Raw genomic sequence first — 14,329 nt, 5'->3', positions numbered from 1 at the left:
AGAGCGTGGCGCGGGTGGGAGGTGGGCCACGCAGCGGCGTCCTCGATCTTGCGGAGCTTGTGCCCGTGCTCTTGTCGGGAGTCTTGTGGCTGGTCCAGCCACGTGGCGGGCACGGCAGGCCATGTCGTTGCCGGGTGGCGGCTACCGGACGGCCGGGGCGCGAGGGTTGCCGCTGCCCTATGTCCACGGCGTCACCGGTGCCGAACTCAGTCGACGCGCAATGACAGCGGCGTACCCCGGACCGGAGGGAAGTTCCCGTTAGCCGCACCTTCTGATGTGTCACTTCTTGTCGCGCAACAGCTTGGCGATGAGCGCCAGCGAGCCCATCATCACGATGATCGTGATGAGAACCCACAGGGGAGACCCGTCGGGCCATTCTTTGTAAGCCATATCTATTCGATCTTGCATTTCGCCTCACCGTGTGGTCGCGGAGGGTAGCCGGGGAGGTTTCGACCTCCGAGTGGTGCCCCGGGGGAAGGGTTGCTCCGACTCCTCGCCTACCCGTGAACTCCTCACCCAGGCGCGTCCGCTGTGTTTGCCGGCTTTCCTGCCGCACCCGTGAGTTGACGGCGATCACCAGCCGAAGGCACTCACCTCTCGATCGGCGGGAACTGCGACGGTCTTGGAAGGGGGCGCGTGGGTGTGCGACCGCTGTGGTCGGGGAAGCGGTGGCCCCGGGCCCGATGTGCGCCCCGTTGATCCCGGCGACCCTCCCGGACACCACCGAATTCGGAAAGCAGTCGCCGCTCGGCCGCCCTGCCCAGGCGTACGTCTTCCTCGCCTCCCCGCGCCAGCTATATCACCGCGGAGGTCGTCAACGCCACGGGCGGTACTCCGCTGCCCTGAGGAGCGGCATGTGCCGCCACCGACCGGGAAGGCGGTGGATCAACGACCGCCTTCGAGCTTCGCTTGAGGAGACGCCATGCCTTTTCCAACCTCGTGGTGAGGGTGGCTGGTTCGTCGCGGAGGTCTGTACAGCGCAGCGAAGCTCCTGGTAGACGGGTTCACGACCAAGATCACCCGTTGTCTTCCAGGAGCTTCCGTGCTTGTCTACCCGTCCGGGATCGGCCTGTCCAATTCGACCCTGCGGTTCCTCGCCCGTCACCTGCGTCAGTGCCGCCCTGAGATCGGTAGCCGGTGGCGACGCCTGCCAGCGGGACGCCAGGCACTCCTCACCCTCGCGCACCTGCGATGCGGCGACAGCTATAGCCGGCTCGCCGCGGCGTTCAACCTCGGCATCGCCACCGTCTACCGCTACATCCGCGAAGCTGTCGAAGTCCTGGCCGCCCTCGCCCCAACGCTTGAACAAGCCGTCAGCACCGCGGCGACGAAAGCGTTCGTGATCCTGGACGGCACCCTGCTGCCGATCGACCGCATCGCCGCCGACCGCCCCAAGCACAAGAAGCACGGCATGAACGTGCAGGCCATCACCGACCCCTTCGGCCGCCTGCTCAGGGCATCGCCCGCACTGCCCGGAGCGGTCCACGACATCAAGGCCGCCCGCACCCACGGCATCCCCGCCGCACTGACCCAAGCGGGCGTCCGCTGCTGGGCGGACAAGGCGTACCAAGGAGCAGGCGGCACCGTCCGCGTCCCCTACCGCGGCCGCTGGGAGGAACTCTTCGCAGGCCAACGAGCCGTCAACGCCTCCCACGCCAAGGTCCGCGCGCTCGGCGAGCAGGCCATGGCCACTCTCAAGACGTGGCGCCTCCTGCGCAAACTCCGTTGCAGTACGACCCGCGTCACCACCATCGTCAAGGCCGTCCTCGCCCTGCAACTCGCAGCGCACTGACGAGACCGGAACCAACAACGCAGAAAGGACCCCAGCATCGTGCCTGACGTCAAAGTCACCTACGACAAGACCGTGAACGCGGCGTACATATACTTCACCGACCCGCAGGTCAGTGTGAGATCAGCACATACCTATCCCTGCGATCCGATCGATGTCGACGGCATGATCAACCTCGACTTCGACGAGCAGGGCCGCCTCATCGGTATCGAGGTCCTAGCCGCCACGTCGAAGCTCCCCGAGTACGTGCTCCAAGCCGCCGAGCGGCTGGACTCCGAGGGCAGTTGAGCCCGGGAGCAGCCCGGCGATCGTTACCCTGCACAGCCGCCAGCTCAGGTTGGAAAAGGCCCAGTGACGAAGGCGTCAACCATCGCAACGGGTATCGCCCGCGCGAGTGGGACACCAGGGCCGGCACGGTGGAGCTGGCCATCCCCAAGCTCCGCAGCGGCAGTTACTTCCCGCACTGGCTTCTGGAACGACGTCGCCGGGCCGAGCAGGCCCTGATCTTGGTGGTGGCCACCGCCTACCTGCTCTGGGTCTCTACCCGCCGGGTCGAGAAACTTGCCGAGTCCCTTGGCGTGACACAGCTGAGCAAGTCCCAGGTCAGCGCGATGTCCAAGCACCTGGACGAACAGGTCAGCGCCTTCCGTAACCGGCCCCTGGACGACGGACCGTATGCGTTCGTCTGGGTCGACGCACTGACCCAGAAGGTCCGCGAAGGTGGCCGCGTCCTGAACGTTCACGCGCTGATCGCGGTCGACGTCAATGCCGACGGACACCGCGAGATCCTCGGGCTGGACGTCGCCACCGCCGAGGACGGCGCCGGCCGGCTGGCCTTCCTGCGCTCGCTCATCGCCCCCGGCCTGACCGGTGTCCAGCTCGTCGTCTCCGACGCCCACGCCGGGCCAGTCGACGCCATCAGAGCCGTCCTGCCTGGGCTTCGTGGCAGCGCTGCCGCACGCACTACGCCCGCAATCTGCTCTCCCAGGTCTCGAAATCGGCTCAGCCATGGGTGGCGACGCTGCTGCGGACGTCTTCGAACAGCCCGACGCCGACGCCGACGCCGTCCAGGCCCAGATGCAGCAAGTCCTGGACACTCTGGAAACCAAGTTTCCCAAGGCGGCCGAGCACCTGGATGCCGCCCGCCACGACCTGCTGGCCGTCACCGCCTTCCCGCGGGAGACCTGGCGGCAGATCTGGTCCAACAACCCGCAGGAACGACTGAACAAAGAGATCCGCCGACGCACTGACGTGGTCGGCATCTTCCCCGACCGCACCGCCCTGATCCGCCTGGTCGGTGCTGTCCTGGCCGATGAGAACGACGAGTGGACCGAGGCCCGCCGCTACATGGGCCGCGACCTCCTCGCCAAAGCCCGCATCCGCCCGATCGAGTCAGGAAACGACGACACCGTCCTGCCAACCGAACTCACCGCATGGCCTCAAAGAAGAGATCACCGAGTTGCCGTCGATACACCACTCCAGCGGACGTGCCCTCTCGGCGCAAGGGTCCGGAAGCGTTGTCATCGAGCCGCCGTCGCCCGCCAGGGTGCATCCGGTGCCGCTGACGGTCTCATCCCTGGCGATCTCCCTGCAGATGCGAGCCGTAGGGACGAAGCCGATCCTGGAGAGAAGGGTGCCTTCGTACAGCGCGCCTCCGTTGAACGGCAGGTCTAGCAGGGGCTTGGAGCCACGGCAGAGAGCCGGAAACGATCGACGCGATGGCTCTGACCAGCCTCACGAGCATCCGCTGTCAACCGGACCCGAAAGCCAGAATCGCAGGGGAGAAGAGGATGACGGGCAACAAGCAGCTCACGGCCAGGGACATCATGTCCGGCGGAGTCCAGTGCGTCGGCGCGCATCAATCGCTTCAGGAAGCGGCAAGGATGATGCGCGATTTGAACGTCGGATGCCTGCCCATCTGCGGGGACGACAACAGGCTCGCGGGCCTGATCACCGACCGCGACATCGTGGTCCAGTGCGACGCAGAGGGCATCGACCCCGCAACGGTTCAGGCGGGAACTCTAGCCGGTGATCTGCAGTGGATCGACGCGAGCGCCGGCGCCGATGAGGCATTGCAGTTGATGGAACAGCATCAGATCAAGCGCCTGCCAGTCATCGACACGGAGCAGGGTCACCGACTGGTCGGCATGATCAGCGAGGCCGACCTCGCGCGCAATCTGACGGACGCCCAGATCGCGGAATTCGTGACCCGGGTGTACGTCAACGCCTGATCCGGTGGCGGGCTGCAACGCCCGCCCGGTGCGCGCGTCGGGGAGGACAGGGCTGCACATGTAGGCTGCGCGCCCTCTCCTCCGGTGGAGGCAGCCTGAGCGTATGGAGCGGCATCGGGTGGTCGTGTACCCGCCGCCTTCTGAGGCTGGCGGTCGGCGTGTGCGCCTGGACTGCCAGGACCTCGGCATCGCCTACGACCTTCGGGACCTGATGGAGTTCCTGCGGCGTGCTGGCCTCGATCCCGACTCGATCTATCTGGACGACGAGCTGTTCGACTGGCATAGCGCAGGCCCGACAGTATGGTGAGTCCCCCGCCTGACCCGGTTGCTGGGATCACGGGGCCGGGCAGGGGACCCTAAGGGGCGGCTACCCCCGTTCTGGCGGCTCCATCGCCTCCGGCCAAAGCGGCAGCCGCGCCGCCAGGTCGATGAGCGACACCCACTCGATTGCGGGGACCGCCCGCTCCAACACGAACCATTCGTCGGGCCGACCGCCGTCGAAGCCGGTTGCCGTCAGCACGCCGGCGGCAGCACTCGGCAGCATCCTCCCGGCCCAGGCGTGCCACCGGTATGCCACTGGCTCGGACACCTCCACCGTGATCGGTACTGTGCAGTCGCGGAGGGAATCGGGGAGCGCAGGCGGGTCCGGGGATTGGCGGTGGTGGACGGTCCGCGGCAGCTCAGCCGGACCTAACGGCCAGGTCGGCCGGATCTCCGCGTCTGCCAGGATCAGCGGCCATGACCCCGGTCTGGTGAAGTGGGAAGCAGCATGGCGGGACGCTACTTCCAAGGGCGCAGAATGTGCGTTACACGGAGGTGACGAGGCCGATCAGCGCATCATGCCATCGTCGGCCTCGCATGAAGAGCCCTCGCAGGTGGGTCCGGCGGGGGCTTCCTCAGGCCCGAAAAGCTACCGGCGCAGGTCGAGCTCTCGGACGCACCGAACAGCATCACGCCCAGTCGCGTGATCTTCAAGCGGGACGACGCATCCGAGTGACGACCTCGGAGCGCACGAGCTTTGAGCCCGCCAGCCGCTGCACAGTGCCTCAGCCGTCCCGTTCACCATGCCACCGTTCACTGGCGGGCGTTTTCGTCGCCTGCGATGGCGAGCAGGGCCTCCCGGGATCACGGGCGCATCTGCTGGTGCTCGTTCGCCGCCCGGGGTGCTTGCCTTCGGCGCCGTCGCGTAATCGGCGGTCCGCATAGAGACGCCACGATCATCCTGGCGGTCCGTTGAGGGGTGTCGCTGCCAGGCCTGGGCGACGCCGTGCAGGTTCGCGGCCATGGCGCGACCTGACTTGTGGGACCAGTCGTGGCCGCGTTCGTCGTCGAGGTAGTCGGGGCCGGCCCCGGGGCCGAGGTGCCCGTACGTCCAGGCCTGGCCTGGGATGGTGTGCCCAGGTCCGTCAGCGCCCCGGAGATCTCGCTGATGGCGTGGTGTGCGCCGTCCTCGTCGCCCGTCACCACCACACCGGCCACCCGGTTGTAGGCGACCGGGCGGCCACGGTCGTCCGTCTCGGACATCATGGCGTTCATGCGCTCCAGCCCGCGCTGGGCGATCGACGAGGGCCTACCCACCATGTGGGGGAGGCGACGATGAGGATCTCCGAGGACAATAGCTTGCCGTGGACTTCGGGCCACTTGTCTCCGTCGCCTTCGTCGCTGGTCGCTCCCGGCTTGATGTCGAGGTCCACGGCGCGGACGCAGTCGATGTCCACGGCGCAGGCGGCGAGCTGGTCCGCTGCCACCCTTGCAAGGGCGTAGATGCTGGACGGCTGCGGCGACCGTTGAGGGTGCAGTTGATGACGAGAGCTTTCATGCGGCTCTACCTACCTCTGGTGCACGGGTACGTACCGGAAAAGTGCTGGTGTTACCCGCCCGGTCAGAGCCGCGCGTGAGCCGAATCGGGCGCCTCCGCCGGAAGCAGGCATGTCACCACGATTGCGACGGCGTCCGGTACTGCTGCGGCGATGGGCTGGTGAGGTACCTGCTGTGTTGGATCACGCTGAGTCTCAAGCCGATTCACCCAGACGTAATCGGCTCCAAGCGACATCACCCGGTTGCCCTATCAAGACGAAGTCTTCGGCGCCGATATCGCGGTAGTGCGCTGAGGAACCCGCTCGACAGACTCCACGCGTCCCGCGACCACGGGATGCGTCGCCCGTAGAAGCCGCGCCGGCCCCAGACGCGGCGTGGGCGCGTGGCCTGGACCAGAGCAATGTGCTGCTCCTCGTCGTACAGGAACTGTGCGCCCGCAGGCTGCTCACGTTGCCGCCACTGCGCGTGGGCCGACCATCGGAACCATCCGCCGAGCAATTGGCCCCCGAAACGCGGATCTCGGCCGACCATCCCCGCTGAGGCCGGATTGACCGGACGTCCCCGGTCAAGGGCAGGGCAACCGCCGTTCCGGGGACCTAATCCGCGGGAGCCGGGGCAGGCCGGGTGTGGCGACGGTGGCTGGTGTCGCACCACGGGTACGTGCGGCTGCGGCGGCAGGCGCAGATGGCCACGACGAAGCGGTCGGAACGCACGACACGGCCGTCGTCCAGGACCACCTCGACGGGGCCTTTGATCAGGGTCGGTCCTTCCCGGGTGATCGTCACGCGCGTCGGCGCTGGTTCACCGTTCACGTTCGGCACGGACCACCACCAGCTCTTCCTTAGGTCCTGGCGCGGGTACCCTCACGTGCGGCGTAAGGGCTGATGCCGAGGTTGGGGGTCCGGCAGCCGGCCGCCGCCATTGGATCCGTCCGCTCACTTATGCCGGTGACCTGCGAAGCGAACCCGTGCCCAGCAGGGCAGGACAAACCAGCACATGAGGTACCAGGCCAGGACCGCGCCGACCAGGTATGGGACGAAGGGGTCGTGCGTGGCCACGCGCAGCACCAGCAAGAGCGCCGCTGTCATCGTGGCGAGGAGCAGGATCAGACCCACGAAGGTCACGCGGGAGGCCCATTGCACTGTCTGCGGCTTGATGTGCAGCCCCGACACCAGGCGGTGGAAGGCCACCGGCCCGACCAGGGCGCCGGTGGCCGAGGCCCCCAGGGCGACGGTGACGATGTAAATGACCTTGTCCGCGTGCTGCAGCTGCGTGTAGCGGGGAGTGAACACCACCGTCAGCAGGAAACCGAAGAGGATCTGCACGCCGGTCTGGGCGACGCGCACCTCCTGGATCAGTTCGCCCCATTTGCGATCCGCGCGCTCTTCCTCGGTCTCATGGCGTCCGGAGGCATGGGCGTCAGCGGCCATGGCGTCTCTCTCACAGGCGGCTCGGCGGCATTGTCACCTTGCTGTCTACCGCCCTCCCAACTGGTGGCAGCGTGGGCGCGACGCAAGCCCGTCCGATCGGGCGAGCCGGGTGCCCTGAACGGACGGATCGCCGCACCAGCCTGCCAGCACCGCAGAGGTCACGCTGCTCCTGGTGTGGAAGGGGCAGGTTGGTTCGATATGAAACAAAACGTAACCCAGGAACTACACCAGGAGCGGGCGACGTGCCTCCTCTGGCGCCACGCTGATGACGTGGTCTGAGATGGACCCGTTAGGAGCGGGTCCTCGGCCACTCCGGGCTCGTGACGACGGCGCCGATCTGCGGGTAGCGCGCCGTCCGGTCACCGCGTTGACCGACCTTCGCAGCCGCGGCTGGACCCGACCGCTGCTGTGGACCAGGCGCTCGCCTGCCGTAACGCGTCCACCTCATGGTCGCCCGCGCAGGCCGGCCACCTGCCTGCCCGCCTGTCGCAGCGCCAGGCGGGGTCCCGGCCCGATGGGGCAGTGAGTGCCCCGCCTGGCACAGCCAGCGCCTCTCAGGATCCGGCGTGTGAGTCCGTTAGGACGCGGCGGGCCCGATATCGCCCTTCTCTGCCAGTTCTGACAGGAACTCATGGCAGCGAGCGGCGCGCTCGGAGTCTTCGCGCATCACGTCCTCGAAGAAGTCCGCGATCTCGTTCTCTCCAGCGCTCTTCGCGTCCCGTACGTACTGACCGTAGTCGTGGCCAGCCTTAAGCGAGTGGTACTGGACCGACACCAGGTCGTACGCCACGTCCTTGAATCCTGTCTCACCTGTCGCCATCGTTCTCCTCCGTTCCGTCAGGACACCCCACGCCTGCCCGTACGAAAACGCCACAAACGGGGCCGCCGTCCTGTGCCGGACGGTCGGCGGGGAAGGACTGGTGAGTGCCGGTGCTGGCCACGCCGCCAAGGCTACGGGCAGTTCCCCGGCGTGAGGCGGTCTGCGGTGCGGCCGACCAGCCCCGCACGATCGGGTGCGCCGCGACGGGACACAGTCCGTGTGGGTTGCGCGTCGAAGGGGTGAATTGATGGGCGAGAGCCGACCGCGGCCACCGCTATGCGGTCGGCGCCAGTTCGGCCCGGCCGAAAAGCAAGGCGTACCCGGTTGGCAGTTGTGCGAGAACGCGGTTGATGAGGTCGTCCCCGGTCAGGCGACTGAGAATCGCGAAAACGGTCCCGGCGTCCCAGCGTGCGGTGGCGGGCGTGCCGCCGGTGCGGGTGGCCAGGTCGCTGACGAAGTCGAAGCCGGTGAGCGGTTCGGTGCGGGGGAGCCGGGCGGTGAGCTCGAGCGCGGCCTCGACCGGAAGCCGGGCGGCCAGGGCGACGCGTTCTTCGCCGATCAGCTGCCGACCGAGTCCGGCCAGCACATCACGGACGGCCTGCTCGGCCCGTTCGCGGGTTGGGTAGGCACCCTCGTAGCGTACGTGCTCGACCATCGCGTCGAACGTCATCGCCGGTGTACGGAGGTCCGCTGGGGGCTGCGGGGACATCGGTGTGCCTTTCAGATAGCTGCGCGCGTGGACGCTCTCATTCGGCACGCCGACCAGCTGCGCCAGGACAGCAACGACCAGCGACGCGACGCTTGACCCAGCGGAAGGAATCGCAGCGGCCCGGCGTCCGCCGGGCAGGCCCGAACGGTGGAACGGCGGTCGATGCGAACCGGGCGGCGCGGCGCGCCGCCTGTCACCAAAGATCAGGTCCGCCGCCCCGCCATTCGACCCAGCTCCCCTTCCAGAGGTCTCTGACTCGGGGCCTGAGCCCAGCCCGCCGCAGCAAGACGAGAATGTCCCTGGGCCCATGGGCCAGGGTGAGGATGCGCTCATCCAGCCGGACCCGGCGCCCGTCGCATTCCGAAGGCGGATACACGATCATTCGGCATTCCACCCCTCCAGGCTGCGACGCAGTCTTGATGGCCTGCTGGAACAACGACCCTGTCCGGAGCTTTCTGCACCTCCCCCGCGTACGAGCCCAGCACGCCGCCGGGGAGTGACCGCCTGACACGGCAACCATCGAGGTCCGCAACGAATGCACGACAAGGAAACGACCGCGCTCGTCGTGATCGACATGATCAATACGTACGAACACGACACGCGCGCGCGACATCGGTGTGGACGTCATCTACGTCAACGACAATTTCGGACGCTGGCGCTCCCGCACGACGAGATCCTGGACATGGCGCTCGCCGGTCCGCACGCCGACCTGGTTGAACCGGTCAAGCCCGACGCCGACTCGCTGTTCGTCCTCAAGGCCCGGCATTCGATCTTCTTCCGAACTCCGCTGGTGTACCTCCTGGACCGGCAGAACGTCGGCCACCTCGTGCTGTGCGGGCAGGTCACCGAGCAGTGCGTGCTGTACTCGGCACTCGACGCGCACATCCGTGACCTTCCGACGATTGTCGCGAGTGACGCTGTCGCCCACATCCACCGCGACCTGGCGGACGCGGCGCTGCGCATGATGGAGCGCAACATGGGCACCCACCTCTGCGCGGCGGACGAGGTCCGGATGGGCGTCGAGACCGGTTCAGGGCTCCCGCTGCCCTGACCGGCCGCTCTTTCACGAACCCGAGGGCCTCTAGCGAGCAAACCCTCGCGGAGGCAGGAAGACCCGGACACCGCCTGGGCCGAACCTGATGCTGGGGGCTCCATCAGCTGCCCCCATCGAGGGCAGCGGGCGGGGCAGCTTCGCCCGGCCGTCGTGTTTGCTTTGGCGAAGCGGCCGCCGTGGGCCCTTCACACGACCAGGCGGGTGGACCGTTTGCACGGTACGCCGGCTCTCAGGGACCCTCCTCACCACTGGCGACGCGGCGAGCCAGGCGGATGGCAATGCGTCTGCTCTTCGGTCCTGAGGCGCACGATGGTGGGGGACGGATCGGCGAGCAAGGGTGGCGACTGGATGGCGCGGTCCGATGACGTGCTTCGGATGTTGGGTGGCCTGTTGCAGGCCGGTCACCTGGCGAGCATCGAGCAACTTCCCGGGCTGGTGGCCGAGCACGCGGCGAAGGCGGAGCTGGAGGACGCCCGCGTTTATGTGTCGGACCTGCGACAGGAGGTGCTCCGAGAGCTGACGGGCGTCGGGCTCGATGCCGGCCGGGACGGTGAGGAGCTGTGCATCGAAACGACGCTGCCGGGGCGTGCCTTCCGCCACACCCGCATCATGACCGCTCCGGGTGCCGGACCGGGTCGGCAGCGCCACTGGGTGCCGATCCTTGACGGCACGCATCGTCTGGGCGTCCTGCGGGTCGACGTAGCCCTCGGGGTGGGCCTTGATGCGGCCGAGTATCTCGCTTCTCTGGTGGGACTGCAGCTCGTCAGTAAACGGCTTTCGAGCGACTCGCATGCGCGTCTGGTGCGCGTCGAGTCCATGAACATCGCCGCCGAGATGCAGTGGGCGCTCATGCCCCCGCGGGCGTTTGCCGACGGCCGGGTGGTGGTCTGCGCCGAGATGGAGCCGGCCTACCGGGTCGGCGGGGACGCATTCGACTACGCACTGGCGGGCGACGTACTCCATCTGGCGGTCTTCGACGCCATGGGCCACGACAACGCCGCCGGGCTGACGTCACAACTCGCGATGGCCGCCTGCCGTAATCAGCGCCGTCACGGCGTCGGCCTTGCGGCGGCCAGTGCCGCCATCGAGGAGGTGCTCATCGAGCAGTTTGCGCATCAGCGGTACATCACGGGCGTGCTGGCCGACCTGGACCTTTCCACCGGCCGTTTCACGTGGGTCAACCGAGGTCACCCGCCGCCGGTGCTGATCCGTGGCGGACGCTGGGTGCACGTCCTTGACTGCCCGCCCTCGCACCCGATGGGCAGCGACCTGGGCCTGCCCGTCCAGACGTGCCACGAACATCTCCAACGCGGCGACCGCGTCCTGCTCTACACCGACGGCGTCACAGAAGCCCGCGACGCGCAAGGCAACGAATTCGGCCGGGGCCGGTTCACCGACTTCATCATCCGCCAGCAGGCCGATGGCATGCCGGCCCCGGAAACGTTGCGCCGACTCATGCACGCAGTCGTCGAGCACCATCGTGGAAGGCTCAAAGACGACGCCACCGTCCTCATCTGCGAATGGATCGGAGCTGCCCCGTAGCGGCACACGCTGGTTCAGCATGGCGAACTCTCACCCCCTGCACACATGGCCAGCGCCTGAAGAGCGCGAGCGACCCCGGCCGCTTTCAAAGGGTGCCATGAGGGGCTCGGCGTCCAAGCGAAAGTCAGGTGGCGGCCTGGAACTGAGGTGACGTGCGAGCCGACCCTTACTCGGTCAGGCAAGGCGGCTTGCTGGTCCGCGAGGCGCTGATGGGCGTCCAGCAGACCGCGGTAACGCGGCGGGCAACCAACTCGGCGTCGCCGGGCACCAGCGGGGGACTCGCGCAGTGCACGCACCCGTCCCCGGGTAGACGCCACCGTGGGTGGCCCGTCGGCAACGCGTTCGGATTATCACGGACCTTCCCGGCGAGCCGTCGTGCGGCCCCAGATACCTCACACCCAGCGGACGGCTCAATCGCCCAGACCAAGCCTTACCCGAGGGGAGTACGGACCGTTGAGTACCGCCCTGTAGCCCTTCACCGGACAGGACAAGGCCCTGAGGCACCTACGTGGGATTGCAGGCCGCCGCGTTCGGATCATCTACACCGCGGACCTGGCCGTAGCCGTCAGCAAAGTGCCGCGCATCGAATACACCCGCAAGGCACTCAGATGGCATCTGGAAACTTTTCCTGGCTGGGAGCTGCTCGCATACATCGCAGCACCGTAGACGCCCTGGCTCAGCACACCAGCGTGCTGCCGCTGAAGTTGGCCACCGTGCACCGGGACCAGGAACTATTGGCGGCGATGGTGGCAGCGCACCATCAGCACTTCACCGACGTGCTGACCTCGCTGGCTGGCCAGCAGGAGTGGGAGGTGACCGTCTACGCTCTGCCCGTCGAAGAGCCCCCCATACCGCCCTTGCCTCAGGCAACGCGCTCCGATCAAGCCTTCCTGCCAGTGCACGACCAGTCGTACGATGCTGGTCACCATCAGCGCGAGGCGCTGGCGGCAGCCGACCGGCTCCATAGGAAACTCACGGGACTGGCCACCGCCTCCCGCCGGCACCCCCAGTCCAGGGCACGCCTTACCGACGAACCCGGAACCACCATCAGCAGCACCGCCTACCTCGTACGCCGCGATCAAGCAGAAGCCCTTCACCCGCCTGGTCAAACACCAGGGACGACCTCGGCCTCGACGACGAGCGTGCGACTTCTCTTGCTTCGGCGGCGTGGCAGCGGCAGCGGGTCGGGGCTCCCTCTCCTCGGCCTCGCGGATCTTCGCGTCGACCGCGTCGATCTGCAGCTGCAGGTGGATTACCCGCAGCCGCTCAGCATCAGGTGGTAAGTCGCTCACATGCTCGACTGTGCGGTTGGTCAGCGTGTCGAGCCAGCGGGGTCAGCTCTCGGTGGCCGTCTCGTCAAGGAACGAATCATGCGGCGTGACGGAGCGGCCCCGCCGAAGGCCCCGGAGGAAGCGACGGGACCGCGCCTTCGTGCCCACCCGGCCAGCCGCGTGGACCACTCGCATGGCCAGGCAGACGTTTGGGCGACCCCGCCACGAGGGCTGCGTCCCCTCCGCATGGGCAGGGCCACACTTCCAGGATGCACCCGCGTTCCGCGCGAGACACGCTGGATATTTGCCCGTCAAGGAGCCGTCCGTCATCGTCCTTCCGCCCATGGACGGCCGCGGGGTAACGATCAACGGGGTCTACTTCGGAACTGCCCGCGACATGACAGAACTGGAGCAGTTCCTTTGGCTCGCTGGCTTCGATTTTGCATGGTTCGACATCGCCGACCCCGACGTGATCGAGTGGCGCGGTGGCGGCCCAGACGTGTGGTGACGGGCCCGCCCGGCCTTAATCGGCCCCCGTAGGGCCTAATCCGGCCGGACGGACAAGTTCAGACTACGACGGCAGCCGGCGCCTGCCACAAGCGCCAGCCCCCTGCTCGCTGTACCGTTCGCGCACTGCAGGCATCATGTGGCGTCGCGGGCACATGGTCCGTGCCCTGCGACTGTCGGCGCAGCGCGCGCCACACTGCGGTGATCAAGAAATGCGATGCCTGCAGCGTGAGTTGGCCCACAGGTCTGCGAGTTGCCGGTCGGGGGGCACCCGGCCTTCAGGCTAAGGATCGTTGCGGTCTCGGCAGCGAGGCGGTCCCAGTCGGTGAGGAACGGCCCGGGCCGGTCGGTTGGAGGCCAGGACGTCGGTCCGCCGACCGAGGACGTATGCCGGCACTGCAGTGGGGCAGGCCTGCACGGATCCGCCGCGGGCTGGTGGTAGCGCGGCGAGTGGCGGAGGAGCGGCACAGCCAAGCCGGCGCCGCTCCTTCGAGTGGCCACCGCTCCGGGCCGCCGCACCAGCCCAGACCGAACTGTTGACACGCTATGAGCACAGTCGAGAACGACCTCTTCCCGCCACCCGACCACGACGCCGTCGACATCGTCCTCACCGCCCGTCGACCAGGTCGCCTACGTCCGCGCATGGATTCAGGCTCGCGCCACCGACGAAAGCAGCATGCTGCTCTACCTGCCCGAGGAGAGCAAGCAATAGTCAAGAGTTGTGGTTGCGGCGTTCTGTGGTGGATGCGGTGATCTCGGCTGCCGCGCGTTCGGCTTCCTCTCGCACGTCCGTGTCGGGGTGGTTGAGGAAGGGCTCGATCAGTGGGCGAGCTTGCGGGTCGTGCGTTGCGCCGAAAATGTAGAGCGCATGAGGGAGGAGCTCGGGCTCCATCGTCGGCATGTCGGCGGCCAGCGGTTGGACGATGCCCAGCGGCAGGCTGTGGTGGTTGAAAGCTTCGCTGATCGAGTTGAGGGCAGACTCGCGGACCATGGCTACCGGTTCGTTGACCGCTAGGCTGACCAGGCGTCCGACGATCAGACGAGTCGAATCCGCGTCGAGTGCGGTGCCGCGCAGGAGGTCCCCCAGGACCGAGGCGGCGACGTCCCGCCGGTTCGGATCGCGGTCGGTCAGCGCTTCAAGTGCCGCAAACATGTCTT

14 protein-coding genes and 3 pseudogenes are annotated in these 14,329 nt (G+C 67.5%); 10 read left to right on the top strand and 7 right to left on the bottom strand.

Annotation, left to right across the window (positions count from 1 at the left end):
- Positions 1–665 precede the first annotated feature (665 nt).
- From PV341_RS13490 to PV341_RS13465, 6 genes and pseudogenes are all read left to right on the top strand, one after another.
- Positions 666–846 (top strand): annotated as a pseudogene (locus tag PV341_RS13490) (NAD(P)-dependent dehydrogenase); the annotation flags it as partial.
- 196 nt (positions 847–1,042) lie between these two features.
- Positions 1,043–1,792, top strand: coding sequence for a transposase family protein (locus PV341_RS13485; RefSeq protein ID WP_500357882.1), 750 nt, complete (start codon positions 1,043–1,045; stop codon positions 1,790–1,792).
- Between the two features lie 39 nt (positions 1,793–1,831).
- Positions 1,832–2,077: a DUF2283 domain-containing protein gene (locus tag PV341_RS13480; protein WP_055589532.1), complete on the top strand. Its 246-nt coding sequence runs from the start codon at positions 1,832–1,834 to the stop codon at positions 2,075–2,077.
- A pseudogene (locus tag PV341_RS13475) lies at positions 2,074–3,199 on the top strand (IS256 family transposase); the annotation flags it as partial. The gene PV341_RS13480 and the pseudogene PV341_RS13475, both read left to right, overlap by 4 nt.
- A gap of 380 nt (positions 3,200–3,579) precedes the next feature.
- Positions 3,580–4,020 (top strand): CBS domain-containing protein, encoded by a 441-nt coding sequence (locus PV341_RS13470; protein ID WP_500331695.1) that lies wholly within the window; start codon positions 3,580–3,582, stop codon positions 4,018–4,020.
- A gap of 103 nt (positions 4,021–4,123) precedes the next feature.
- Positions 4,124–4,327 (top strand): hypothetical protein, encoded by a 204-nt coding sequence (locus PV341_RS13465; protein WP_500331693.1) that lies wholly within the window; start codon positions 4,124–4,126, stop codon positions 4,325–4,327.
- A 60-nt stretch (positions 4,328–4,387) separates the two neighbouring features.
- On the opposite strand, the gene PV341_RS13460 is transcribed toward PV341_RS13465, so the two are convergent.
- The 6 genes from PV341_RS13460 to PV341_RS13435 all read right to left on the bottom strand — a co-directional run bounded on the left by PV341_RS13460 (position 4,388) and on the right by PV341_RS13435 (position 8,758).
- A complete protein-coding gene (locus PV341_RS13460) occupies positions 4,388–4,615 on the bottom strand; it encodes a hypothetical protein (RefSeq protein WP_500357880.1) in 228 nt (75 codons plus the stop codon).
- 937 nt (positions 4,616–5,552) lie between these two features.
- A complete protein-coding gene (locus PV341_RS13455) occupies positions 5,553–5,768 on the bottom strand; it encodes a hypothetical protein (protein WP_500357878.1) in 216 nt (71 codons plus the stop codon).
- Between the two features lie 666 nt (positions 5,769–6,434).
- Positions 6,435–6,623, bottom strand: a complete 189-nt coding sequence (locus PV341_RS13450) for a CDGSH iron-sulfur domain-containing protein (RefSeq protein WP_500357877.1) — start codon at positions 6,621–6,623, stop codon at positions 6,435–6,437.
- A gap of 150 nt (positions 6,624–6,773) precedes the next feature.
- Positions 6,774–7,268, bottom strand: coding sequence for a DUF6328 family protein (locus tag PV341_RS13445; RefSeq protein ID WP_500357876.1), 495 nt, complete (start codon positions 7,266–7,268; stop codon positions 6,774–6,776).
- A 577-nt stretch (positions 7,269–7,845) separates the two neighbouring features.
- A complete protein-coding gene (locus tag PV341_RS13440) occupies positions 7,846–8,088 on the bottom strand; it encodes an acyl carrier protein (protein WP_500357874.1) in 243 nt (80 codons plus the stop codon).
- 274 nt (positions 8,089–8,362) lie between these two features.
- The gene (locus PV341_RS13435) at positions 8,363–8,758 is read right to left on the bottom strand and encodes a DUF2267 domain-containing protein (protein ID WP_500357873.1); all 396 of its coding nucleotides are present in this window, start codon (positions 8,756–8,758) and stop codon (positions 8,363–8,365) included.
- A 574-nt stretch (positions 8,759–9,332) separates the two neighbouring features.
- Between PV341_RS13435 and PV341_RS13430 the strand changes: the two are divergent.
- The 4 genes and pseudogenes from PV341_RS13430 to PV341_RS13415 all read left to right on the top strand — a co-directional run bounded on the left by PV341_RS13430 (position 9,333) and on the right by PV341_RS13415 (position 13,172).
- Positions 9,333–9,848: pseudogene (locus PV341_RS13430) on the top strand (cysteine hydrolase family protein).
- 351 nt (positions 9,849–10,199) lie between these two features.
- Positions 10,200–11,393, top strand: coding sequence for a PP2C family protein-serine/threonine phosphatase (locus PV341_RS13425; RefSeq protein WP_500331679.1), 1,194 nt, complete (start codon positions 10,200–10,202; stop codon positions 11,391–11,393).
- Between the two features lie 209 nt (positions 11,394–11,602).
- Positions 11,603–12,676, top strand: coding sequence for a GvpL/GvpF family gas vesicle protein (locus PV341_RS13420; RefSeq protein WP_500357895.1), 1,074 nt, complete (start codon positions 11,603–11,605; stop codon positions 12,674–12,676).
- Positions 12,677–12,968: 292 nt separating this feature from the next.
- A complete protein-coding gene (locus tag PV341_RS13415) occupies positions 12,969–13,172 on the top strand; it encodes a hypothetical protein (RefSeq protein WP_500331677.1) in 204 nt (67 codons plus the stop codon).
- 711 nt (positions 13,173–13,883) lie between these two features.
- Here PV341_RS13415 and PV341_RS13410 read toward each other — a convergent pair.
- Positions 13,884–14,324, bottom strand: coding sequence for a HEAT repeat domain-containing protein (locus PV341_RS13410; protein ID WP_500331696.1), 441 nt, complete (start codon positions 14,322–14,324; stop codon positions 13,884–13,886).
- Positions 14,325–14,329: the final 5 nt, after the last annotated feature.

It is taken from the genome of Streptomyces sp. PA03-1a (genome assembly GCF_033792805.1).
In the GTDB taxonomy this organism is placed as follows: Bacteria; Actinomycetota; Actinomycetes; order Streptomycetales; family Streptomycetaceae; genus Actinacidiphila.
This window is presented reverse-complemented; position numbering and strand designations above follow the sequence as displayed.

Bases quoted from the DNA above. Each gene is read 5' to 3' on its own strand.
- PV341_RS13470 (WP_500331695.1), top strand. From the start codon at position 3,580: ATGACGGGCAACAAGCAGCTCACGGCCAGGGACATCATGTCCGGCGGA.
- PV341_RS13465 (WP_500331693.1), top strand. From the start codon at position 4,124: ATGGAGCGGCATCGGGTGGTCGTGTACCCGCCGCCTTCTGAGGCTGGC.
- PV341_RS13445 (WP_500357876.1), bottom strand. From the start codon at position 7,268: ATGGCCGCTGACGCCCATGCCTCCGGACGCCATGAGACCGAGGAAGAG.
- PV341_RS13440 (WP_500357874.1), bottom strand. From the start codon at position 8,088: ATGGCGACAGGTGAGACAGGATTCAAGGACGTGGCGTACGACCTGGTG.
- PV341_RS13435 (WP_500357873.1), bottom strand. From the start codon at position 8,758: ATGACGTTCGACGCGATGGTCGAGCACGTACGCTACGAGGGTGCCTAC.
- PV341_RS13425 (WP_500331679.1), top strand. From the start codon at position 10,200: ATGGCGCGGTCCGATGACGTGCTTCGGATGTTGGGTGGCCTGTTGCAG.
- PV341_RS13420 (WP_500357895.1), top strand. From the start codon at position 11,603: ATGGGCGTCCAGCAGACCGCGGTAACGCGGCGGGCAACCAACTCGGCG.
- PV341_RS13410 (WP_500331696.1), bottom strand. From the start codon at position 14,324: ATGTTTGCGGCACTTGAAGCGCTGACCGACCGCGATCCGAACCGGCGG.